The organism is Arthrobacter sp. 35W (assembly GCF_000482545.1).
GTDB lineage: Bacteria > Actinomycetota > Actinomycetes > Actinomycetales > Micrococcaceae > Specibacter.
On sequence record NZ_KI519454.1, the window covers coordinates 1286655 to 1309424 of the forward strand.

At 65.1% G+C, this 22770-nt stretch carries 22 protein-coding genes and 1 pseudogene; 14 read left to right on the forward strand and 9 right to left on the reverse strand.

The genetic code is table 11. The annotated features are described in order from the left end of the window. The first annotated feature begins 31 nt into the window (after positions 1–31). The 6 genes from arfA to K254_RS24765 all read left to right on the forward strand — a co-directional run bounded on the left by arfA (position 32) and on the right by K254_RS24765 (position 4757). Complete coding sequence (arfA, locus tag K254_RS0105460; RefSeq protein ID WP_026554511.1) at positions 32–1570, forward strand: arabinosylfuranosidase ArfA; 1539 nt, start codon at positions 32–34, stop codon at positions 1568–1570. Positions 1571–1705: 135 nt separating this feature from the next. Continuing rightward, on the forward strand, positions 1706–2983 hold the full coding sequence (locus K254_RS0105465; RefSeq protein WP_026554512.1) for an FAD-binding protein: 1278 nt from the start codon (positions 1706–1708) through the stop codon (positions 2981–2983). A 52-nt stretch (positions 2984–3035) separates the two neighbouring features. Then, a complete protein-coding gene (locus K254_RS21930) occupies positions 3036–3443 on the forward strand; it encodes an SRPBCC domain-containing protein (RefSeq protein WP_051388883.1) in 408 nt (135 codons plus the stop codon). 25 nt (positions 3444–3468) lie between these two features. Then, positions 3469–3702 carry an SDR family NAD(P)-dependent oxidoreductase gene (locus K254_RS25915; protein ID WP_196810881.1) on the forward strand — a complete coding sequence of 78 codons (234 nt, stop codon included), beginning with the start codon at positions 3469–3471 and terminating at the stop codon, positions 3700–3702. Then, positions 3696–4133 (forward strand): SDR family NAD(P)-dependent oxidoreductase, encoded by a 438-nt coding sequence (locus tag K254_RS21935; protein ID WP_196810882.1) that lies wholly within the window; start codon positions 3696–3698, stop codon positions 4131–4133. Before K254_RS25915 ends, K254_RS21935 begins: the two co-directional genes overlap by 7 nt. A 132-nt stretch (positions 4134–4265) precedes the next feature. Further along, positions 4266–4757 (forward strand): DUF1801 domain-containing protein, encoded by a 492-nt coding sequence (locus K254_RS24765; RefSeq protein ID WP_026554514.1) that lies wholly within the window; start codon positions 4266–4268, stop codon positions 4755–4757. 36 nt (positions 4758–4793) lie between these two features. Here the strand turns inward: K254_RS24765 and K254_RS0105485 are convergent, their stop codons facing one another. Next, complete coding sequence (locus K254_RS0105485) at positions 4794–5468, reverse strand: dihydrofolate reductase family protein (RefSeq protein WP_026554515.1); 675 nt, start codon at positions 5466–5468, stop codon at positions 4794–4796. 350 nt (positions 5469–5818) lie between these two features. On the opposite strand from K254_RS0105485, the gene K254_RS0105490 reads away from it, so the two are divergent. The 5 genes from K254_RS0105490 (at position 5819) to K254_RS0105510 (ending at position 10889) form a co-directional block, all read left to right on the forward strand. Continuing rightward, positions 5819–7168, forward strand: coding sequence for an MFS transporter (locus tag K254_RS0105490; RefSeq protein WP_026554516.1), 1350 nt, complete (start codon positions 5819–5821; stop codon positions 7166–7168). Positions 7169–7235: 67 nt separating this feature from the next. Continuing rightward, positions 7236–7913 carry a GntR family transcriptional regulator gene (locus K254_RS0105495; RefSeq protein WP_026554517.1) on the forward strand — a complete coding sequence of 226 codons (678 nt, stop codon included), beginning with the start codon at positions 7236–7238 and terminating at the stop codon, positions 7911–7913. Between the two features lie 11 nt (positions 7914–7924). After that, positions 7925–8713, forward strand: a complete 789-nt coding sequence (locus tag K254_RS0105500) for an aspartate/glutamate racemase family protein (protein ID WP_026554518.1) — start codon at positions 7925–7927, stop codon at positions 8711–8713. Positions 8714–8721: 8 nt separating this feature from the next. Then, positions 8722–10149, forward strand: a complete 1428-nt coding sequence (locus tag K254_RS0105505) for an amidohydrolase family protein (RefSeq protein ID WP_026554519.1) — start codon at positions 8722–8724, stop codon at positions 10147–10149. An 8-nt stretch (positions 10150–10157) separates the two neighbouring features. Next, positions 10158–10889, forward strand: a complete 732-nt coding sequence (locus K254_RS0105510) for a maleate cis-trans isomerase family protein (protein ID WP_026554520.1) — start codon at positions 10158–10160, stop codon at positions 10887–10889. Here K254_RS0105510 and K254_RS21945 read toward each other — a convergent pair. The 5 genes from K254_RS21945 to phnD form a co-directional block, all read right to left on the reverse strand. Then, positions 10886–12532: an amidohydrolase gene (locus K254_RS21945; protein WP_081709922.1), complete on the reverse strand. Its 1647-nt coding sequence runs from the start codon at positions 12530–12532 to the stop codon at positions 10886–10888. The two genes, K254_RS0105510 and K254_RS21945, sit on opposite strands and share 4 nt — an antisense overlap. A gap of 21 nt (positions 12533–12553) precedes the next feature. Then, positions 12554–13630, reverse strand: a complete 1077-nt coding sequence (locus tag K254_RS0105520; RefSeq protein WP_026554521.1) for a zinc-binding dehydrogenase — start codon at positions 13628–13630, stop codon at positions 12554–12556. Between the two features lie 78 nt (positions 13631–13708). After that, the gene (gene phnE / locus K254_RS21950) at positions 13709–15334 is read right to left on the reverse strand and encodes a phosphonate ABC transporter, permease protein PhnE (protein ID WP_155848459.1); all 1626 of its coding nucleotides are present in this window, start codon (positions 15332–15334) and stop codon (positions 13709–13711) included. After that, complete coding sequence (gene phnC / locus K254_RS0105530) at positions 15331–16158, reverse strand: phosphonate ABC transporter ATP-binding protein (protein ID WP_026554522.1); 828 nt, start codon at positions 16156–16158, stop codon at positions 15331–15333. Before phnC ends, phnE begins: the two co-directional genes overlap by 4 nt. A 3-nt stretch (positions 16159–16161) precedes the next feature. Further along, on the reverse strand, positions 16162–17112 hold the full coding sequence (gene phnD, locus K254_RS0105535; protein WP_026554523.1) for a phosphate/phosphite/phosphonate ABC transporter substrate-binding protein: 951 nt from the start codon (positions 17110–17112) through the stop codon (positions 16162–16164). 331 nt (positions 17113–17443) lie between these two features. Between phnD and K254_RS0105540 the strand changes: the two genes are divergently transcribed. After that, complete coding sequence (locus K254_RS0105540; RefSeq protein ID WP_026554524.1) at positions 17444–17749, forward strand: putative quinol monooxygenase; 306 nt, start codon at positions 17444–17446, stop codon at positions 17747–17749. A 137-nt stretch (positions 17750–17886) separates the two neighbouring features. On the opposite strand, the gene K254_RS21955 is transcribed toward K254_RS0105540, so the two are convergent. After that, positions 17887–18531 carry a TetR/AcrR family transcriptional regulator gene (locus tag K254_RS21955; protein ID WP_051388886.1) on the reverse strand — a complete coding sequence of 215 codons (645 nt, stop codon included), beginning with the start codon at positions 18529–18531 and terminating at the stop codon, positions 17887–17889. A 120-nt stretch (positions 18532–18651) separates the two neighbouring features. Between K254_RS21955 and K254_RS0105550 the strand changes: the two genes are divergently transcribed. Then, positions 18652–20391, forward strand: a complete 1740-nt coding sequence (locus K254_RS0105550; RefSeq protein WP_026554525.1) for a CocE/NonD family hydrolase — start codon at positions 18652–18654, stop codon at positions 20389–20391. 68 nt (positions 20392–20459) lie between these two features. Then, on the forward strand, positions 20460–21116 hold the full coding sequence (locus tag K254_RS26435) for a CorA family divalent cation transporter (protein ID WP_026554526.1): 657 nt from the start codon (positions 20460–20462) through the stop codon (positions 21114–21116). Positions 21117–21249: 133 nt separating this feature from the next. On the opposite strand, the gene K254_RS0105560 is transcribed toward K254_RS26435, so the two are convergent. Together K254_RS0105560 and K254_RS21960 are read right to left on the reverse strand one after the other, a co-directional pair. Continuing rightward, positions 21250–21519, reverse strand: a complete 270-nt coding sequence (locus K254_RS0105560) for a GlsB/YeaQ/YmgE family stress response membrane protein (protein WP_026554527.1) — start codon at positions 21517–21519, stop codon at positions 21250–21252. Positions 21520–21570: 51 nt separating this feature from the next. Next, positions 21571–22130: pseudogene (locus K254_RS21960) on the reverse strand (Dps family protein). Positions 22131–22770: the final 640 nt, after the last annotated feature.

Consider the following 22770-nt stretch of genomic DNA (forward strand, 5'->3'; position numbering starts at 1 on the left):
CGACCAACAACCCTCGAGGAGACCCCGCACCATGTCCCGCGCAAAGATCAGCATTGACCGCGATTTCACCATCTCTGAGGTGCCCCGGCGCCTGTTCGGCTCCTTCGTGGAGCACATGGGCCGCTGCGTCTACACAGGAATCTACGAGCCCGGCCACCCCGAAGCGGACGAGCAGGGCTTCCGCAAGGATGTTCTGGCACTCACCAAGGAACTGGGCGCCACTGTCATCAGGTACCCCGGCGGCAACTTCGTCTCTGGCTACAACTGGGAGGACGGCATCGGGCCGGTGGCCAACCGCCCGCGCCGCCTCGACGGCGCCTGGCACACCCTGGAAACCAATGCCTTCGGGCTGCATGAATTCGTGGACTGGTCCCGCAAGGCCGGTACGGAGATCATGGAAGCCATCAACCTCGGCACCCGGGGCGTGGACGCCGCGCGGGAAATCGTGGAGTACGCCAATCATCCCGGCGGCACCTACCTCTCGGATCTGCGCGCCAAAAACGGGCACAAGGATCCGTTCGACATCAAGCTCTGGTGCCTGGGCAATGAGATGGACGGGCCGTGGCAGATTGGCCACAAGACGGCCGAGGAGTACGGCCGGCTGGCCCAGGAGGCCGGCAAGGCCATGCGCTTTGTCGATCCGGACATCGAGCTGGTGGCCTGCGGCAGTTCCAGCTCCCAGATGGACACCTTTGGCTCGTGGGAGCAGACGGTGCTCACCCACGCCTACAACGAGGTGGACTACGTCTCCCTGCACGCCTACTACCAGGAGCACGACGGCGACGCCGGCAGCTTCCTGGCCAGCGCCGTTGACATGGACTACTTCATTGAATCTGTGGTGGCCACGGCGGATTCGGTCCGGGCCAAAGGCAAGCACAAGAAGCACATCAACCTCTCCTTCGACGAGTGGAACGTCTGGTACCAGAGCGGCCTGGACACCGAGGACCAGCCGCACCGGGTCAACGCCTCGGGTTGGCGCGAACACCCCCGGGTGATCGAGGACCACTACAACGTGACAGACGCCGTCGTCGTCGGAACGCTGCTGAACTCGCTGCTGCGCCACGGCGACCGCGTCAAGATCGCCAACCAGGCGCAGCTGGTCAACGTCATTGCCCCCATCCTGTCCGAGGAAAACGGTCCGGCGTGGCGGCAGAGCATCTTCTACCCGTTTGCCCGGATGGCGGAGCTGGCCAAGGGGCTGATCCTGCGCACCGAAGTGGATTCCGACAAGTATGAGAACGCGCGCTTTGGCGGCACGGACCTGGTTGACGTCAGTGCCACCTGGGATGAGGAAAGCGGCAGGATCGCGCTGTTCTTCGCCAACCGCGGCCTGGAGGAGGCGGCCGATGTTGAGGTGGCGCTGCGCGGGTTCGACGCCGGACGGATCACCCGGGCCGAGGTGCTTGAGATCCCCGAGGGCAAGGACCGGTTCGCCAAGAACGAGCTCGACACCCGCGGGCAGGTGGGCCTGACAGCGCTGGCGGGGGTCAAGGCCTCCGGCGATGAACTGCGCCTTACCCTGCCGGCCCTGTCCTGGGCAGTGGTTGAGCTCGAGGTCGCCAAAAACTAGCCTGAGGTGCAGGGACGATGCAGGTGCCGAACCTTGGCCCCCGCATCGTCCCTGCGCCAGCGTGCAGTGGCCGCGATTCCCCACGCCGTGTCCCACCCAGGAATTTCGATCGTTCACGCCACCAAAGGAGCAGTCATGCCCGTGCAGCAGAGGACCGTTGAATCCAACTGGGCCGGCAACCACCACTACGGGGCCGCGGGGATCCACCACCCGGAATCCGAGGACGAGCTGGCGGCGCTGGTGGCCGGTTCGGCGAGGGTCCGGGCGCTGGGGTCGCGCCACTCGTTCAACGCCATCGCCGACACCGCCGGCACGCTGGTGTGCCTGGACCGGCTGCCGGCCGCCATCACCATCGACGAGGAGTCCCTGACGGCCACGGTCGGTGCCGGCGCCACGTACGGGACGGTGGCCACGGAGCTGGCCGGGCGCGGTTTTGCCCTGCACAACCTGGCCTCCCTGCCGCACATCTCCGTGGGCGGGGCCATTGCCACGGCGACGCACGGCTCCGGGGACGGAAATGGGAACCTGGCCACCGCCGTCGTGGGCCTGCGCTTCGTTGACGCCGCCGGCCGCGTCCGCACCGTCGGCCGCAGTACGACGGCGGACTTCCCGGCCTATGTGGTGGGCCTGGGCGCCCTGGGCGTCGTCACGGAGGTGACCCTGCGCATCGAGCCGCTGTTCACGGTGGCCCAGCACGTCTACCTGGACCTGCCGTGGGACCAGGTGCTGGCGGACCTGGACAGCGTGACCTCCGCCGCCTATTCCGTCAGCCTGTTCACGGACTGGCGCGGCGAGACGGTCGGCCAGGCGTGGTTCAAGGAGCGCGTGGGCGGCGCCGGCCCCGCCGCGTGGCCGGCGCCGCTCTTTGGCGGCACGGCGGCAGGGCAGCCGATGCACCCGCTGCCGGGCGTGTCGGCGGAGAACTGCACCGAGCAGCGCGGCGTCGAAGGCCCGTGGTCCGACAGGCTGGCGCACTTCCGGATGGACTACCTGCCCAGCAACGGCGATGAAATCCAGTCCGAGTACCTGGTGGGACGCGGGCATGCCGTGGCGGCGATCACGGCGATGCGCGCCCTCTCGGACACCATCTCCCCGCTGCTGCTCGTGTCCGAGATCCGCACCATTGCCGCGGACGACCTCTGGTTGAGCGGCAACTACGGCCGTGACGGCATCGGCCTGCACCTGACCTGGAAGCGGGACCAGGGCGCGGTCGAGGCGGTGCTTCCGGCCATCGAGGCGGCCCTGGCGCCGTTTGCCGCCCGCCCGCACTGGGGCAAGGTGTTTGCCGCCGGGGCCGCCGAGCTGGCTCCGCTCTACCCGAAGTTTGCCGACTTCAAGGCATTGGCGGCACGGTTGGATCCGGCCGGAAAGTTCCGCAACGACTTCCTGGACCGCACCGTCTTCGCCGAATGAGGGGAAGCACTGACACGTCCGCCAGCGTCGCGGGCACGCCTGGGGGTGTTCCGTGCCAGCCGGACCCGGAATACTGTGGTCGTATCGACAAGGGGATGGATTCCGCACCAACGTAGCCAAGCTTGACCTGCGCGAGGGCGGCGAACTCATCTATACGATGACCGCCGTCGCACCCGAACAGATCGCGTTCATGGAGCAGCAGGGGATGCCGCTGGCCACAGAATCGAAGAAGACGTTCACCGAGATTGCCGGACCGGAACGGCTGGCCTACAGCTCGCTCATCGACTTCGTTCCGGACCATGGGCCCTATGCGCACCTCACCGTCGTCGAGCTTGCCGAGGTCGACGGCGGCACTGAGGTGACTATCCGGGTCGAACAGCTGCACGACGAGGTGTGGACCGGGCGCCTCTTGGCCGGCCGGGCCAATGAGCTCGACAATCTCGCCAAGCTGGTGTCCTGAACCGTATTCGCAAAGGAGCGCAAACATGCTGCCACTGGCCGTAGTCACCGGAGCATCATCGGGGACAGGGAAGGCTTTCGCCGAACGCCTCGCCGCGGACGGCTACGATCTGCTCGTTGTCGGCCGCCGCCGGGAGCGTCTGGAAGTCCTGGCTGAGTCCCTGCCGTCCGCGGACGTCCAGGTTGTCGCAGCAGACTCAACTACGTCAAGGCCCTCGCACCCACCCTGCTCACCCGCACCGTCCTCCCTGGGATGCTAGAGCGGGGCTCGGGAACGATCATCAACGTCGCTGGCATGATCGCCTTCTCGGGCGCCTCCCCAGCGGCACCACCACAAGGCCAGCGTGCCGTGTACGCGGGAAGTCTGGCCGGCACGGTTGCCATGTCACAAACGCTGCATGCCGAACTTGAAGGAAGCGGCGTAAGCGTGCACGTTGTGTGCCCGGGCATCGTGGCAACCGAGTTCCACGCAGTCCAAGGCATGGATCTATCCGCGGTGCCCCGCATGCGCCCCGAAGACGTCGTCACCGCAGCCTTGGCCGGAATTGAGCTCGGTGAGGTCGTCATCGCACCCGGGGTGCAAGAGGCTGGCCTCCTCGAGACCGTGTTCGTGGCGGACCGGGCCGCCTTCCAAGGCCAGAGCCCACAGATCGCCTCCCGATACACGAAAAGTCGAGAAGCCGCCGGCTGATGTCCGAGCCCGGTCCCTCGCCCTGGCTGCGTAGATGTGCAGGGGGCCAAGAATGAGGCTCGGCAGCACCGCGGCCAGCGTCGTGTGCGCAGGTTGGCGGCTTCCCTTGATGCGTAGGGAATAATGCTCTCCATGACCAGCAGGGAGAGCGGTAAGAAGGATATTCCCAAGACGGACGCCCGCACCTCAGCGCAAGCCGCCGCCTTTGCACTTCCGGAAGCCATGACCGGCAGGGCAAGCCCCGCGAAGGCGGCGGTCGGCGACAAGCCTGTCTTCGACTACATCGCCAGCCTGCCGCAGCCGCAGCGCGGCATCGCCGAAGCGATCGATGCGCTGGCGGCCACGACGCTGCCCAGCCTCCAGCGCTCCGTGAAGTGGGGCATGGCGTACTACGGCGTCGGCGACGGGTGGTGTTTCAGCTGCGGCGGCTTTGCCCGCCATGTCAAGCTCATGTTCATCAATGGCGCGGCGCTCGAGCCGGTGCCGCCGGTGGCACCGGTGGGGATGGGCAAATCGACCCGGGGTGTGGAGCTGGAATCCGTGGACGACATCAACGAAGTCGAGATTGTGGCGTGGATGACACAGGTCACGTCCGTGCCGGGTGTTGGCGGCAGGAAACACTGACCCGAGCTTGCCTGCGCTGCCACCCCTTCGAATCAATCATCCAGGGCCAGGCGTGGCTCGGCCGCGCCGTGCGAAGACAAGATGGATGACACCGCTGGGGGAGGGTGCGGCTTCTATGTGGAATCGTTCCTCGAGTCCTTCGAGGCTGTCCCACAGTCGTTCGCCGCGGCCAAGAATGATTGGCACTAGAACGATGTGCATCTGGTCGATCAGGTCGGCCTCGAGGAACTGGCGGATGGTGTCGACGCCGCCGCCGATCCGCACATCCAGGCCGCCCGCGAGGATGCGTGCCTGTTCGAGGGCCTCAGCCGGTTCGGCGTCCACAAAGTGGAAAGAGGTGCCACCGTCCATGGTCAGCGGGGGGCGCGGATGGTGCGTGAGGACGATCACCGGGGTGTGGAACGGCGGGTTGTTGCCCCACCAGCCCCGCCAGTCCTCGTCGGCCCACGGGCCGCGCTGGGGGCCGAACTTGTTGCGGCCCATAATCTCCACGCCGATGCCGGAGCCCCAACGGCTTGCGAAAGTTTCATCAATTCCATTGGAGCCGGCCTCATCGCCATGGAAGCCCATCTGCTGAAAAGTGTGCGTCGGAAAAGCCCACTCGAGCAGGCGAGTCCCGGCATGCCCGAAAGGTGCATTGAGCTCCTGCCCCTGACCGGTGCCGAAGCCATCGAGGGAGATGGAGAAGTTGTGAACGCGGACGAGGGGCATCGAACTCCGTTTGGTGGCCATGCGATGAAAGCTACCAAGGGAGATCGATTACCTCCAGTGCGGAGATGCCCTGATTGCCGCAGGATCCCAGAAATTACCGTTCTGTATACCGAACCTGGATGGTTGGGCTCTAGTTTCAGCCCAACCAAGCCATTGACTGTGGTGCGGGACACTTCTAAATTTGAATTTGGGATCCCAAGCTGGGATCCCAAACAAAAACTTTCGTGAACCTCCTGCCGCAGGACCACCCGCAGAACCCACGCCAGCCGTCCAACGGGCCCCGATCTCGATGGCTGTGGTTCCTGGCAGGCCACGCTCCAGTCCCTCACCCTCCATGTAAAGGAGCAGCTATGTCTCTCCCAAGTACCGAATCGGTGGCACCCGCAGGCGCCAACGAGGACACCACGCCCGGCAAGGACGCAGTGCAACGTCGCACCAACGTCCGCTGGAAGCTTTTTGTCCTGCTCTTGATCCTCGTTGCCGTCAACTACATTGACCGCGGTTCCATCTCCGTGGCGCTGCCCATCATCCAAAAGGATTTCAATCTCCCGCCGGAGCTCGTCGGTCTCCTGTTGTCGGCCTTCTTCTGGACCTACGCACTGATGCAGATTCCCGTTGGACTGTTGATCGACAAGTTCGGACCCCGCAAAATCATCACGGCGTCGTGCTTCGGTTGGGGCGCCGCAACAGCTGTCTCCGGCCTGGCTGGCGGCTTCCTGACCATGTTCATTGCCCGTCTGGGCATCGGGGTGACGGAGGCCGGCGTCATGCCCGCCGGCGGCAAACTCAACGCCATCTGGATGCACAAGAAGGAACGCGGCCGCGGTGCCACCATCCTCGACGCCGGCGCCCCGCTGGGTGCCGGAATCGGCGGCATCCTGATCACCTGGCTCATTGCCGTCACGGGCAGCTGGCGGTACTCGTTCATCATCGCCGGTGCGGCGACGATTCTCATGGGCCTGGCCGTCTGGTGGTATGTCCGCGACAACCCCCGCCAGCACCGTGCCGTCAATGAAGCCGAGGCCGCCTACATCGAGGCCTCCCACGCGGAGGAAGACGCGGCCGCCGAAATGGTCGGCAGCAAGGGCAGGCGAGCCCTCCTCCCGTATCTCAAGTTCCGCTCCTTCTGGGCCATGTGCCTGGGTTGGCTGGGCTTCAACGGCGTGTTCTACGGCCTGCTGACCTGGGGCCCGCTGTACTTGGCCCAGGCCAAGCATTTCAACCTGAACACCATCGGCTGGTCAACCTTCGTGATCTTCGGAGCCGGCTTCGTGGGCGAAATCCTGGGCGGCACCCTTGCCGACAAATGGCGTGAGTCAGGTGCATCGGCAAACCGGGTGATGCGCACCCTGCTGGGCGTTTCCAGCGCTGTAGTGGTTGCCGGCCTGGTGGGCGTCACCATCGTGGCGGATCCGACGACGGCGGTGGTCCTGCTGTCCGTGGTCATGTTCTTCCTGCGCTGGGTGGGCCTCTTCTGGAGCATCCCCTCGATCCTCGGTGGCCGGACCAACGCCGGCGTCCTCGGAGGTGCCATGAACCTCAGCGGCAACATCTCAGGCTTTGTCACGCCGATTGTTGTGGGACTGATCGTCGGCGCAACCGGTTCCTACACCTGGGCCCTGCTGTACTTCGTTGGCGCCGCCGTCATCATGGGCGTCTCGGTGCTGGTCCTGGACTACAGCAAGCGCCTGGCCGTCTAGCCACATGTAAACGGATGCAGCCATCCCGGGAGCATCAACCGCCGTCAAGAATCCGAATGGAGAAACCATGCGCACCCCCGACGCACCCCGCGACAAGGACCGCCCCCTGCGCGAAACCGTCCGCGACACCATCCGTGTGAGGATCTTTGAGGGCCACTATGCTCCCGGGACCCGGCTGGTTGAACGCGACCTTGCCGCCGAATTCCATGTCTCCCGGCTCCCCGTCCGCGAAGCCTTGCGGATGCTGCGCCAGGAAGGAATCATCAGCGACCGCGGCGGCAGGGGCGCCGAGGTCAGTGCCCTGAGCGCCAAGGACGTTGCAGACCTCTTTGACGTCCGGAACTCCCTGGAAGTCCTGGCGTGCCGCCTGGCCGCGGCGCGGGCGGACGCCGACGACCTTCGGACGCTTGAAGGCCTGCTGGAGGCCGCCGAGGAGTTCCTCGCCAAGGGATCGCTGCTGGAGGCGCATCGGGCCAACAGCGAATTCCATGACGCGATCACCCGGATCGCGGACAACGATTTCCTCCGGTCGGCCTTGGAACCATTGCAGGGGCGGATGCACTGGCTGTTCAGGCATGTTGACGATCTGCCCGAATTGCTCCGGGAGCACCGCGCCCTCTACCTGGCAATTGCCAGTGGCGATCCAGAACGGGCGGCCGCCCGATCGGCCTCCCACATCGATAAATACCGTGAACAGTTCCCGTCGGACACCGCGCCGTCAGCACTGTCCCAGCCCGTCCCGTAACGGAAGAAGCCATGAAACTGCTAGTCATCAACCCCAACATCAGCGAGGACGTTACAGCCCTCATCGAGGCCGAGGCCCTGCGCTCGGCCGCCCCCGGCACCGAGCTTGTCATTAGGACGGCCGGCCACGGTGTCGAATACATCGAGACCCGGTTCGAGGCGCTCATCGCCGCCGGGGCGGTGGCTGAGACCATCGCCCAGCACTGCGGCGGTCCGTCCGCGGGGCGGGTGGACGGCGTCGTGGTGGCCGCCTTCGGCGATCCGGGCATGCCGGCGCTCAAGGAGCTCGCCGACGTCCCCGTCATTGGAATCACCGAAGCCGCCCTGTGCGCCGCGGCCCTGCAGGGCCAGCGCTTCGCCATCATCGCCATTTCGGACCGCATTAAGGCGTGGTACCGGGAGTGCGTGGACAGGTTCGGCCTTGCCAGCCGGCTGGTCTCCATCCGGTCCATCAACGAGGCGCTCAATGGCATCGGCTCGGTGCAATCGGATTTCAAAGACACCCTGCTGGCCCTGAGCCGGCAGGCAGTGGAGGAAGACGGCGCCGACGTCGTCATTCTGGCCGGAGCGCCGCTGGCCGGGCTCGCCCGGGAACTGGCGGGGCAAATCCCCGTACCCGTTGTCGACGGCATCTCGGCCGGCATCCGCATGACCGAGGCAGTGGTGGCGCTGGCGTCCGGACCGCACCGGGCCGGCTCGTTTGCCCCGCCGCCCCTCAAGGCCCGCAAGGGCCTCTCCCCATCCCTCGATGCAGCCCTGGCCGACGTGCAGTCGGCACAGGCCGCTGCCGCAGCACGTTAGGAAGAACAATGTCCGACAGAGCAGAACTTGTCATCGCCAACGGGACCATCGTCAATGCAAGCGGCCGGAGCCAGGGGCACATTGTTGTGCGCTCGGGAAAGATCGAGCAGGTGGTGGATGCAACGCAGCCCATTCCGGCGGCACTGCGCACCATCGACGCCACGGGGCAACTGGTGATTCCCGGCGGCGTGGACGGGCATTGCCACGTCGACCAGACCACCGGCCGGTACTCGACGCTGGATGACTACGCGACGACGTCGACGGCGGCCCTGTGGGGCGGAACCACCACCATCATCGACTTCGGCATCCCGCGCGATGCCACCGAATCCCCGCTTGAGGCAGTCCGCATCAAGAAGGAGCTCGCCACGCAGTCCCGCTGCGACGTGGCACTGCACGGTTCAGTGGTTGCCTGGGACGAGAGCATTCCGTGGCAGTTGGAGCAGCTGGCGGCCGAGGGGGTGCGCTCGGTGAAGATGTACACCACCAACCGCGGCAGCACCATGGCGGATGGAGACACCCTCCTGAAGGTGATGCGTGAGATGGTGCGGCTGGACGGGCTGACCTACATCCATGCCGAACACGATCCGATCATCGCCGACTGCACCGAGCAGCACGCCGCGGCGGGCACCATCGGCATTGAACACCTGCACCTGACCCGCCCGGAACTCGCCGAGGAAATCTCCGTCAAGGAAGTGCTGGCGATGGCCGAGTACACCGGCGCACCTGTCTATTTCGTCCACCAAACGACGCCGGGTGCCGTTGATTTGGTCACCGAGGCGCGCCGCCGCGGACTACAGGCGTTCTCCGAGACCTGCCCGCACTACGTCACCCTGGACGAGGGCGTGTACGGTTCCCGCTTTCCCGAGTGGTTCGCCTGCTGCCCGCCGATGCGCAGCGCGCGCACGGTTGCCGCGCTGCGGGACCGTCTGGCCGCCGGTGCCATCCACACCGTCGCCTCGGACCACTCCTGCTACGACCTGTCGCAGAAGCTCGAGCGAACGGACGACGTCCGCGCCATGCCGCATGGCCTCCCGGGCGTGGAAACGCGGATGCCCGTGACCTTCACGGCCATGATGGGGGAGCCGGGCAGCCGGGTGGAGGACTTCGTGGAGGTCTTCGCCGCGGGCCCCGCCCGGATCAACGCCGTTCCCGGCAAGGGGATCATTGCCGAAGGCTACGACGCGGACCTGGTGGTCTTTGACCCGGCCGAGGAGCGCACCGTCGCGGGCGACCACCTGCACATGGGGACGGACTTCTCCCCGTTCGACGGCCACACACTGTCCGGCTGGCCCGCCGTCGTTGTCTCTGCCGGCCAGGTGGTGGTCAGCAATGGGGGCTTCCACGACCCCGGCCCCGTCGGACGCTTTCTTGCCCGCCATGGCTTCCGCAGCCATCACAACACCGTCGAGGACAGCGCCGTCCTCGCCCACGCCTAGGAGCCCACATGTCCGCAGCACCACCCACCACCCGCATTGGCATGATTGTGCCCTCGTCCAACACGTGCCTCGAGCCGCAAAGCTACAGAATCCTCGGCGACCGCACCGACGTGACGATCCATTACACCCGCATTCCTGTCACCAGGATTGCGCTCGACGATTCCTCGGACAAGCAGTTCGACGCCGAGGTGATGCGCGGCGCCGCGCGCCTGCTGGCCACCTCCGACGTCGACGTTATTGCCTGGAACGGTACATCGGGCTCCTGGCTGGGAGTGGAGCATGACCGCGAACTGGTGGCCCAAATCCACGACGCCACCGGCATTCCCGCCACCACGTCGACCCTGGCCTATATGGACGCGTTCGCGTCCTTTGGCACGGAACGGATCGGGCTGTTCACCCCGTACACCGCGGACGTGAACCGGGCGATCATTGGCTCGTACGCCGGCAACGGCATCACCACGGTTGGCGACGTGGCCCTGGGCCTGAGCGACAATGAATCGTTCGCGCGTGTTTCATGTGATGACATGCTGCCCGGTTCCCTGGGGCTGGCAGCATCCAAGCCCGACGCCGTCGTCTACCTGTGCACCAACCTGTACGGTGCCAACATGGCCGCGGCAATCGAGGAAAAGATGGACGTGCCGGTGCTGGACTCGGTGGCTGTCACACTGTGGCATTGCCTGAAGCTGGCCGGGGCGCCATTGCTTGCTCCCCAATGGGGCCGGCTCCTTGCCGGGTCCTAGAGTACAGGCGCGGAATCCGCGGAGACCGTCCAACGTCCAGCGCCATGGGTCTGGACGCCGTGGACGTAGGTTGCCACGACCTGGATGTCCTGGATGGCCTCCGCCGGAATGCCCAACGGGTCGGCATCAAGCACCACGAAGTCCGCTTGCTTGCCCACCTCCAGGGATCCGATCTCGTCCTCGGACTGCAGCTGCCAGGCCGCGTCGATCGTCACTGCCCGAAGGGCTTCCTCCACCGTGATGCGTTGGCGCGGGCCAACCACCCTGCCGCTGCCAACGGTGCGGCGGGTCACGGCGGCATGGATGTTCCGCAGCGGCTCGCTCGGTGTCACCGGAACGTCGTTGTGCAGCGATATCCGCACTCCTGCGTCAAGGGCGCTCCGTGCAGCCGTCCAGTTTTCGGCTCGGCTGCCGAAGAGATCTGCCAGCATGACGTCGCCCCAGTACCGCACGTGGGATAGGAACAGGCTGCAGGTGACACCGAGGCCGGCTGCCCGCTCGAACTGGTGGGCAGTCATCAGGCAGCAGTGTTCGAGGCGGGTCCGGTGGTTCTCGGTGGGCTGCTGCTTCAGGGCGGCTTCGATCGCATCGAGGACCATGTCGATGGCGGCATCCCCCTGGGCGTGGATGGCGATTTGCTCTCCTTTGGCCAGAGCCGACAGGCAGAGTTCATACACCTGGTTTTGGGTGTATTTGCAACACCCCTTGGTGCCGGCAAACCCGAGCTTTTGGGTGGTTTCGGTGTCGAGGTAGGGAAACGAGGCGGCAAAACTGCCGACCCACGGTGAACCGTCCGCCCAGAGCTTGACCCCAACTTCGCGGAAGAATCCGTCGTCGGATCCTTCCTCGGCGGGGACAGCAGGACGATTGGACATCCGGTAGGCCCGGATCCGGATCGATCGTTGCTTCCCAGACACCGCTCGAAGCAGTCCGCGGTCCTTTGGATCGAACGCCAGCTCGCCTACGGTTGTCACTCCAGCTGCCGAGTACGCCGCGTATTCGGCAGCCAGGAGTCCAGGGGCCGATTCGTGGGTGGCGCGCAGCGGCGAGCCGGCCATGATCAGGGTGGCCGGCAGCTCCTCGGCCCGTCCCGTCAGATTTCCCGAACCGTCCCTGACGAACCGGGAGCCTTTCGGGTCCGGGGTGTCGTTTCCAAGCCCCGCGGCCTTCATGGCCAGGCTGTTCCCCCAGGCGGAATGGGCGCTGTTGTGGAGGACGGCCAGCGGATTCGCCGGCGCGAGCAGGTCAAGGAACTCCCGCGTTGGTTCGGGCAGATCAGGGCGGAGCAGCTCCTCCCAGCCAACAACTGTCAATGCTTCGCCGGGGAGGGCTTCAGCGATGGCCGCCGTGATCGTTGCCATCACCTGCCCGGAGGTCGGGCAGATGGGTGCTCTGACGTCAATGACTCCTTTGCCGCGGAAGGCCATTCCCAAGGTCGGGTGTCCATGCGCTTCAACAAAGCCCGGCAGGAGCGCTTTCCCCTCAAGGCGGACAATCGTGGTGTGCGGCTCCGCGAGGGCCAGTACGTCACCCGCCGTACCGGCGGCGGTGATCCTGCCGTTGGACACCGCGATTGCCTCCGCCGTCGGGTTCAATCTGTCCATGGTGTGGATCGGTCCGCCGGTAAAGATGAGATCTGTCATTCCGTGCTCCTGCTCTGGGTCCTACGCTGGGTGCGCTGCTGCCACTGATTTCCTGAGGTGGTGCCCCTGCGGCGGTGCCATGTGGGAGGCCAGATCCGCCAGCGGCCGTGGCGGTTCCACCAGTGCATCCCAATCACAGCTGTCCTTGGTTTCCACGAGGAAGTCCACCGCCTGCTGAAGGTGCGCCGGTTCGTAGTTGTGCACACCCGTGACGGTCAGCAGGGACCGGACCATGCGCTCCGGATCCACCGCGACGGCGGGTCCCGGGGACACGGAGCCGGCGAGAACGAGGCGGCCACCCGTATCGAGTGCGGCCAGCGCCGAGGCGACGGCCGGTTGCGCACCGGATAGTTCGACGGCGACGTCGAAGGCAGCGCCGCCATCGCCCCCGCCCGCCGTCGTGGTCTTAGTGGCGCCGAAGCGGCGGGCCAGCTCAAGACGTTCCGGGTTGAGATCGCGGACCTCGATCGATGCTGCGCCCCGGGAGCGGGCCACGGCGCAGGCGACGATCCCCAGCATCCCGGCGCCGCTGATGAGCACACGGCGGCTTTTCAGGGGCCCCGCCGCCTCCAGCACGGCCATGACGGTGGCCGTGGCGCAGGCCGACGGCGCGGCTGCCCGGTCGGAGAGTTCGTCCGGAACCGACACCAGGGTGACGCCGCGGGGGAGGTGGATGTGCGAGGCATAGCCGCCGGACAGGCCCCACTCGCCGCCAAGTGGTTCATGGCCGGTCTTGAGCAGGCTGCGGCATTTGGCCGTCAGTCCTGCGGCACAGCGGTCACAGCTGCCACAGGCCACCGTGACGCTCCAGACCACCCGGTCGCCCACGGACAGTTCCCTGCCGTGGAAGTCACGGACGCCGCCGTCGCCGGTGGCAACGATCCGGCCCACGGCCTCGTGGCCGAGGATCCCGGGGAAGGGGCCGGGCCGGCGGCCCGAGAACGTGTGGATGTCCGAGCCGCAGATGGTGGCCAGATCGATGGCGGCCAGGGCCTCGCCTGGTCCCAGATCCGGTGCCGGCAGATCCCGCAGTTCGAGTTCCTGCCCGCCGCTCCAGACCTGCGCGGAGATGGTCGGCGGGCGTGTGTGCATGTCCATAGGATGGGCCTTTCGATGGCGGAGGCGGTGACGACAATGGCCGGGACGAGAAGTCCCGGCCATTGTCACAGCAATTGGCTAGTAGGAGAGGAGCTTGCGGAGGAACACCGCGATGCCTTCGATGATGAGGACGACGCCGATCACCAGCAGCGTGAATGTCGCCACGACGTTGTACTGGCTCAGCTGGGCAGCATTGAACATCGCCTGCCCCACACCACCGGCACCAACAACCGCCAGAACAGTCGCGGCGCGGACGTTGGCGTCCAGTGCGTAGAAGATGTGCCCGATGAACGCCGGCGACGCCTGCGGAAGCGTGGAGGAGAAGTAGACCTGCGGCCGGGAGGCTCCGACTGCCTTCAGTGCTCGCTCGGGGCCCGGGTCAACTTCCTCGATGGAGTCGGCCAGGAGCTTGCCGAGCATGCCCACCGTGCCGATTCCCAGGGCCAGCGCAGCTGCGCTGCCGCCGAGGCCCGTCACCAGGATCAGGACAATGGCGAGGATCAGCTCCGGGATGCCGCGCACTGCCAACAGCCCCAGCCGGGCCCACGAACGGGCGGCGCGGCTGACGGCGACGTTCTCCGCCGCGAGGGAGCCGATGATGCTGGAGAGGACGACGCCGATCAGCGTACCGGCCAGTGCGATCGAGATGGTGTCCCACAGCATCTTCAGGGCCTGGGCCCAGGTGTAGTCGCCGGTGGACAGCGGGAAGAAGCTGGCGATGCGCTCCGGCAGGACTGTCCAGATGGTGAGGAAGTCGCCCCACGCCGGCTGGGCAATGAAGGTCGATACGACAACCACGACAAGTGCCGTCCAGCCCATGACCGCTCCGCGGCTGCGTTCCCACACGGAGGGCTTGGCGGAGGCGGTGTGCCCGCTGCGCAGGACCATCTTGCGGATGACCATGGAGATGATCTCCATGGCAACACAGAGCAGGAACAGGATCAGGGCAATCGCCATGGCCCGCTTGTAGTCGAGCCGTTGGATGCTGGCGGAGAGCTCGTAGCCAAGCCCGGGCATGCCGACGTAGCCGAGGATCGCCGATGCCCGCAGGTTGATGTCGTTGCGGTGCAGGATGGTGGCGATCCAGCTGGGGGTCACCTGCGGGAGGATGCCGGAGGCGAACTGCTGGAACTTTGTCCCACCTGCCGCGCGGATCGCCGTCCGCGGTCCCTCGTCGATCTGTTCGATGGCATCGGCGAACAGCTTCCCGACCATACCGATGGAGTGCAGGCCGATGGCCAGGATGCCCGGCAGGGAGCCGAGGCTGAACATCGTCGCCAAGATGATGATGAGGATGAGTTCGGGGAAGGACCGCGCCAGTACGGTGATGGCCCGCCCGACCCACTGCAGGCTCGGGTGCGGGCTGGTGTTGCGTGCGGCCCAGTAGGCGACCGGCACAGAGAGGATGCCCGCGACGACGGTTCCGCAGATGACGATCGCGAGCGTCAGCAGCGTGAGCCAGACCAGTTCCCCGGGGTCGGAGAAGTCCAGGGGGACCATCCGTGCGAAAAAACGCTGCGCGGAGACGATGCTCTTCTGGAAGCCGACGCCTGAAAAGTCCAGGGTGATGAAGGCGATGATTGCCGCGATGACGAAGACGCCAAGGACTCCCGCGATCGCGAACGAGGCCGCCCGGCGCCGGCCCGCTCCGCCCCTGGCCCGCGGCGTGGCGGTCTGGACCGGGGGTGTGGCCAATGCAGTCACGATGCCGCCGCCCGGATGGACCCAACCGACGCATGCTGGAGGGCTTCGAGCTCGGACTCGAGCGACGCTGCGGGCGCGACGGCGCTGTAGATCTTCATGACAGAGGCCTTGTCGATGCCCGAGGTGGGCGTGTCGAGGACAACCTTGCCGGCCCGCAGGCCCACCAGACGGTCGCCCCAGGACATGGCAAGCTCGATCTGGTGGAGGCTGCAGATGACCGTCAGGCCCCGCTCGCGGCCGATCTCACGGATGAGGTCCATGACCTGCTGCGAGGATTCGGGATCGAGGGACGCAACGGGCTCGTCTGCGAGGAGGATCTCCGGAGACTGCATCAGCGCCCGTGCGATCGCGACGCGCTGCTGCTGGCCGCCCGAGAGGGTGTCGGCCCGCTGGTGCTCGCGTCCAGCGAGGCCGACGCGCTCAAGGTGGCCCAGCGCCGTCGTACGAAGTTCCCTGGGGTACATCCAGGTGCCCAGGCGCGGCCCGCGGAGGCGGGCCAGGGAGCCCGTAAGGACGTTCTCCAGCACCGACAGCGAGCCGACGAGCTCGAACTGTTGGAACACGACCCCAACGCGGGACCGAAGGCTGCGCAGGCCCTTGCCGCGGAGTGTGGCGACGTCCTCGCCAAGGACTCGGACACTTCCCTCGGTGGGGAGGTCAAGCTGGTTGATGTGGCGCAGAAGTGTTGATTTGCCGGATCCCGACAGGCCGAGGAGGACGACGATCTCGCCCTCCTCGACCGTGAGGCTCACACCATCGAGGGCGCGGGTTCCGCCGTAGAGCTTGGTCAATCCGCCGATTTCGACGGCGTGAGCGTTTGCCATGAGTCAGATGCCTTCGCAGGTCTTGACGTCGGGGAGGGTCTTGCAGAGGTCGCGCAGGTCGTTGTAGTACGCGTCGTCAACGGGCTTGTAGCCCTCGGCAAAGAACTTCTCGAAGGCCGGCGTGGTAGCGATGCCGGCAGTCTTCAGGTCGGCGATGGTGACCGTGGAGATCTTGTCCTTCAGCACGGACTTGACGTCGGCGGGGAGGGTGTCGGCAACGGCGAAGGGCGGGCCGGGGACGAAGGCCTTCTCGACAACCTTCAGGTCCTCGCTCTTGAACAGACCAGCGGCGGGGCCGGTGCTGGTGACGGTGGTCTCCTGGGCGAAGCCAGCCTCGCACTCGGTGCCCTGGGCGGTCTTCTGGGCCGAGACGTCGTGCTTGCCGGCGAAGACGGGGGTGTAGTCGGTCTTGGACAGGCCTGCCTTCTTGAGCAGGTATTGCGGGAACAGGTAGCCGGAGGTCGAGTTCTCGTTGACGAAGCAGACCTTCTTGCCCTTGAATCCGGCAATGTCCTTGATGTTCGAGGAGGCCGGCACGATGGCGTCGGAGTAGTAGCCGGGCTTGTGGGTGCTGGCGTCCACGGTGGCGCCTACGGGCGTGAACTCGGCGCCCTTGGCCTTGGCCTGGAGGTAGGTGAAGGCCGAGAACGAGACGACGTCAACCTGGCCGGCAACGCTGGCTTCGATGAGCGCGGCGTAGTTCGAGGATTCCTTGACCTCAACCTTCTTGCCGGTGACCTTGGCAACGTAGTCGGCAAGGGGCTGCCAGGTCGACGTTGCGGAGCTCTCGTCGGGAACCATGCCGATGATCAGGGTGCTGGAGTCCTTGGCGAAGGTGCCGGCGTCGGCCGACGGCGTGCTGGCGGCGGAGGCGCCACAGGCGCTGAGAGCGAGGACTGCGGTAAGAGCGATGGCCGAGACCTTGGCGGCGCGGCTCACGGAGGCGAGTGACATGGGGGTGCCTTTCGGAATGCGAACGGGATACATCTCATTGTGTGGGCCCGATTGGTACTTGTGATGACAAGTTTGGGAGCCAAAAGATGAACAAGACTTGAACAGTTCGCGCGCAACACGTGACACCCGACACATGGCGTACCGGGTGCCGAATGGCCCTGTTCCGGGGAATTTGTGCCGCATGGCTGAATGGCCCAAATTTCCGGCAGGGGTTCCGGCAGGCAGAGAAGTGAATACAACACTAGGTGGGCGTTTTGGCAATCGGTTGCCAGGCGATTAGGCTCGCTCTGACATGGTTGTACCCACACGAGCCACGGCAAGGAATGTTGATATGGCAGGAACGTTCTTCCAGGTTGTCGTCCGCTACACCGTGAAGCCCGGGGAAGCGGACGCGGTTTTGCGGCTGCTCGGCGAGATGGCCGCCGCCACCCGTTCCGAAGAAGCGAATCTCGCCTACGACTTCGTCCAGGGGGCCGCCGACCCTGCGCAGATCGTGATCCTGGAGCGGTACAACGATGCCGCCGGCTTTGCCGCCCACCGCGCGTACGAGCATTTCGACCGCATCGGCGTTGCGCAGATCATTCCTCGGTTGGCGGGCCGCGCTATCCAGACGTTCGAGAACGCCGCGGACTCCTAACCTCCTTGGCCCCTGCACCATGTGGGGTACGCAGGATCTCGGCGATGTCCAGGCCCCAAGGGGCCGCAAACTCGCTCCAGACCTGTTCGACAACGGGCGTGGAATCCACCAGCGTGCCGTCCATGTGATCCGCCGAGTCAGTGCGAGAGCAGCGCTGACCGCCTGTCGGCGTGCGGGGCGAGAATTTCCTGGATTGCCGGGGCGGTGATGCGGACAATCGTCTCGGCGTCGGCTCCGGTCAGGAGGGGGACGCCGATGATGCGTCGGCTGGTAACGAGGCCCACGAGCATCGCTGAGGCGAGGCCGGCCCGAAGCGAGGTCTCGGAATCGTCGGCAGTACGGCCAGTTGCTCCGTCGACCAGTCTGGATTGGATGAAGTCTGCAAGCTGTCTGCTGGCGTTCTCGTTGACAATTGCTCCGCGCAGCATCGCCATCAGGGGTTCCGACTCCTCCGGGGATCCTTCCCATGCCTGGAGGTAGGCGCGGACGACGCGTTCCCCGAGATGCTCATCGGGGCCCTGAAAGGCAGTGTCGAAAAGATCAAGGACCGTCGGCGGAATGGACATGACGGCTGCGAACAGCTCGTCCTTTGAGCGAAAGAACTGCATGACTTGTGAAGCATCGACGTTGGCATCGGCGGCGATGCCTCGAATCGTCGTCGCAGTGAAGCCGTCGTCGGCAAACCGTTTGCGCGCCGCTTCGAGGACGGCTTTTCGTGTGCTTTCGGTCCCTGGGGGACGCCCTCGGCGTCGTCCAGGTGGGGCCTTTTCCTGTGCAGTCATGGGATCAGCCTACCCTTCACTCCAATTATATAAACATCTGTTGATTTATTTCCCTGTGGGCCATACGCTGGGCTCGGCACACGAATCCGTGCCTCGATCCAGAGACGTGAGGAGCCCGCCATGGGCATTGACCAGCAGATGTTCGCACCCTCCCAGCCGTTGCCCGCTGACAGGATTGGCATTTTGACAGCGTTCGATCCCGGTGCCCGCACGTTAAGGGCGGGGTACCGGGTTGCCCCTCAGTTCCGCGCACTGCCAGTGGACATCCTGTTCGAGAAGGACGTGCCCGTGATGCTGCGCGACGGCGTGACGATCCACGTTGATCTGTTCCGGCCCGTCGGCGTGGAAGAGGTTCCGGTCATCGTTGCGTGGAGCCCATATGGCAAGGGCCAGGGAACCTCCGCCAGCGTCATGGGCATCTTTGGGCTTGTCGGGCTTGGCAACGACATCGTTTCTGGCCTGGAGAAGTTTGAGGGGCCGGATCCGGCGTATTGGTGTGCGCAGGGCTACGCAATCTGCAACCCGGACATCCGGGGTGTCGTCGATTCCGAAGGTGACAGCGTCCTCTGGGACCGGCAGGAAGGCAGGGATTGCCACGATCTGATCGAATGGCTGGCCGGGCAGGAATGGTGCTCAGGCAAGGTCGGCATGAGCGGAACCTCCTACCTCGCCGTCTCGCAGTGGTTCACTGCGGCCGAGCAACCTCCCCACCTGGCCGCGATCAATCCCTGGGAAGGAGTCAGCGACGTCTACCGGGATCTGGTGATGCGAGGCGGCATGCCGGACACCGGATTTGCCGCGACACTGCAAAACGGCAGCTTCTGGGGCAAGAATCGAAAGGAAGACATCCTCGCAGAGTCCGAGCGGTACCCCCTGATGACCGATCTGTGGGAGAACAAAATCCCGGACTTCGACCGGATCACCGTGCCGGCCTACGTCGTTGCCAGCTACTCGAACACGCTACACACCGCGGGGACCTTCCGGGCCTGGCGCCGGATGGCGTCGTCGCAGAAGTGGCTTCGAATCCACAACAGTCAGGAATGGCCCGACTACTACGAGCAAAAGAATGTCGAGGACCTGCTGCAGTTCTTCGATCGCTACCTTAAGGGCAAGGACAACGGGTGGGAGGCGACCCCGCCCGTACGCTACTCCCTGCTCGACCTCGAAGGCGGAGACCAGATCGACATCGGCGCGGAGGCATTTCCTCCATCAGATGTCACCTCCACCAAGTACTACCTCGAGGGTCGCCCTCGGACACTGGGACTGACGCCTCCGGAGGCCCAGGCCATGGTCACGTACTCAATCGGGGCCAACCCGGACTCCGCATCCTTCGTGGCGCGCTTTGACCGAGAGACCGTGATGGTTGGCTACCCCAAGGCCCACTTGTGGGTCGAGGCCCGGGGCTCGGAGGACATGGACCTGTTTGTCCTGGTGCAGAAGCTCGACAGGTTCGGTACGCCTTTGCAGCAGTTCACGGTTCCCAACCAGGGTGCGATGATCCACGACCTCACTGAACGCGGAGGCTCGATCCTCCGCTACAAGGGTTCCGACGGCCGGCTGCGTGTTTCTCTGCGGAACCTTGACGAGGCACTGTCGACCCATGATGTCCCAGTGCATAGCTTCAACCGGGTTCAAAAGCTTACGCCTGGCCAGGTCGTGGGCATCGAGATTGACTTGCTCCCGATCGGGCTTGTTTTCCACCCGGGTGAGCAGCTCCGCTTCATCGTCAGCGGCCGCAGCCTTTTGGGGCCCATGATGCCCGGAGCTGCAGACTATGCTCCCGCGAACAAGGGGCAGCATGTCATCCACACCGGTGGGAACAGCGCTTCCTACCTGCAGCTACCGATCAAGGCCGGCTGAACCACCGGGCTAAGCTGGCCCCATATATCGAGGGATGCGTTCTCCGCCCCACGCCGGAGAACGCATCCGTGGCCGAGGCGCTTGACGTCGCCGACGCGGCGCCCCACCGGATGGCCTTGAGCCTTTTCCCCGCACCAACAGGCCGGGACATCGAGGACGTCGACTTCTCCGAGTTCCATGTCCTGGTCCGCCGCACGCCATCGCGGTGCTCTGCCAAGATAAACGGTGGATCGACGGGACGGATGAGGCAGCAATCTCTGGCGATCCGTCCGATATTGCGGACCTCGGCGGGCGGACGCTACTGGATGACGAACACCTTCTCAGCCTGGGTCCGGAGGCCGTTGCCTAACGGCTCCTGGATGCAATCGTTGACGGATACACGCCGGTGCTCCGAGGTTCCTGAACCCCTTCAGGCGTACTTGCAAAATGTTGCCGATCACGTCGCCCACGCCAGCGTCCGCGTTTCCGAGCTGCGCGACGCGCTTTCACAGATCCTCAGCGTGAACTCGACCCTCGTCGCGCAACGGCAAAACGAGGACATGAAGAAGATCTCGGGATGGGCGGCCATCCTCTTCGAACCCACGCTCATCGGCGCCATCTACGGCATGAACTTCGATAACATGCCCGAGTTGCACTGGGCGTTCGGCTACCCGTTGGCTTTGGGCTCGATGGTCGCCTTCGGCCTGGTGCTCTACGCGGTTTTCAGATTCAAGAAGTGGATGTAGGGGGACCCGTCCCACAGCAGGAGAGTTTTGGATTTCGACAGCACTGTTGGAGGATGCCGGGGCCGGCAGCTGCCGTGCCGGCCCCGGAACTACCCGCCGTTTCTCCGTACTCCCGCGGTGTGGTCCCGGTCGCCTAGGCTCTGGACCTGTTGCGGCCGGTGATGGCTCCGTAGACGCCTGCAACGACGAGCCCGCCGACGATGGCGAGGATCCAGGACCCGAGGTTCCAGAACTCCATCCTGCCGGAGCCGAAGAGCAGGTCGCCGATCCAGCCGCCGACGATCGCGCCGATGACGCCCAGAACCAGGCTGGTCAGCCACCCGCCGCCGACCCTGCCCGGCATGATCGCCTTGACGATCGCACCGACGATAAGGCCGAGAATGATCCATCCGATGAAACCCATGATTTCTCCTTTGCTCCATGTACCACTGATACCGTTGCCAAGCGCGGTTTACTACTTCACCTTCTGTGCCGCGCTTTTCTCCGTCATGGCGCCGGCGTTGGCCAGGGCACCTGAATCACTTTCAAGGTGGGCCCTCATGAACCACTGGAACAGCTCCAGCTTGCCGGTTTGGCCAATGAGCATGTCCTCGGTGATGGGGTCCAGATCGCCGGTTGCCTCAATGGCCTTTCGGTGGCTCGCGATGACGCCGGTGTAGACCAAGTCCAAAGCGGCCAGATGTTCGTTGGTCCCGGCCCGGCCGATCGAGTGTCGTCCCAGTCCCGTGCCTTGACCAGCGCCCCGGCCAAGCCGTTGGGTGATACGCCGAGTGTGGCCATGCGTTCGGCCGTCTCGTCGATCATGGCCCGAACGAGGTCTATCTGCGGGTCGAGCATTTCGTGGACGCCAATGAAGTCCCGGCCAACAACATTCCAGTGCGCGTGTTTGAGCGTGAGCTGGAGATCATTGAGGGCATGCAGCCGGCTCTGCAGGGTTGCCGCCACTGCGTGGCCGTCTTTGAGTTCCAAACCCGGAACGGTGAATCCGGCCTGCGAATTGTTCTTGGTAACCATTAACAACTCCTCAACTTCTGCGGCCGCCGGCGTTCGACGGCAGCTGCTTCACCGTAACCATGCATGGAGCCAAAGTTCAACCTTTGCCATCGTCTGCCCTGTTAGCTGAATTGGCAAAGAAGCGACCCGTGGAGGCGCGGCAGGTGCCCGGCGGACAACCCTTCACAAATGAAAAGGCTGGCTTTGCATCCCCAGTCGAAGGTCCCTGCCGGGGCCGAGGGGAGGTATTGAATTGGGTTTGCTGCATGTTTCGGTAGGTGTGCCACACTACGCTTTTGCACTGAGGATTTCCATGGAATTGTGGCAGTGATCTGTGGGGCTGTCGAATGCCATGGATGGCATAGGTTCGCTCCTGATGCGAGGTGGGGCCCAACCTCGAAGCGGGCGGGGGCTTCCGTGAGGGCGGTGCTGGGTGGCATTGCCCGAAGGAAAAGGTGTGGCTTTCCGGCGGCTATGTGGCTAACATCTTGGGGTAGGGGTGAAGCCAACGCCCGAAGGGACATGTCTACGTCCCGGGCGCCGTACTCAGCGCGTGGAGAGCCCGTTCAACATGCTTTCCGCGGCATCAGCCCACTTCACCTGCCTCCAGGGCCAAACGCCGGCCAAAGGGGAAATGATCGTCAATGACAGAACATTTCAT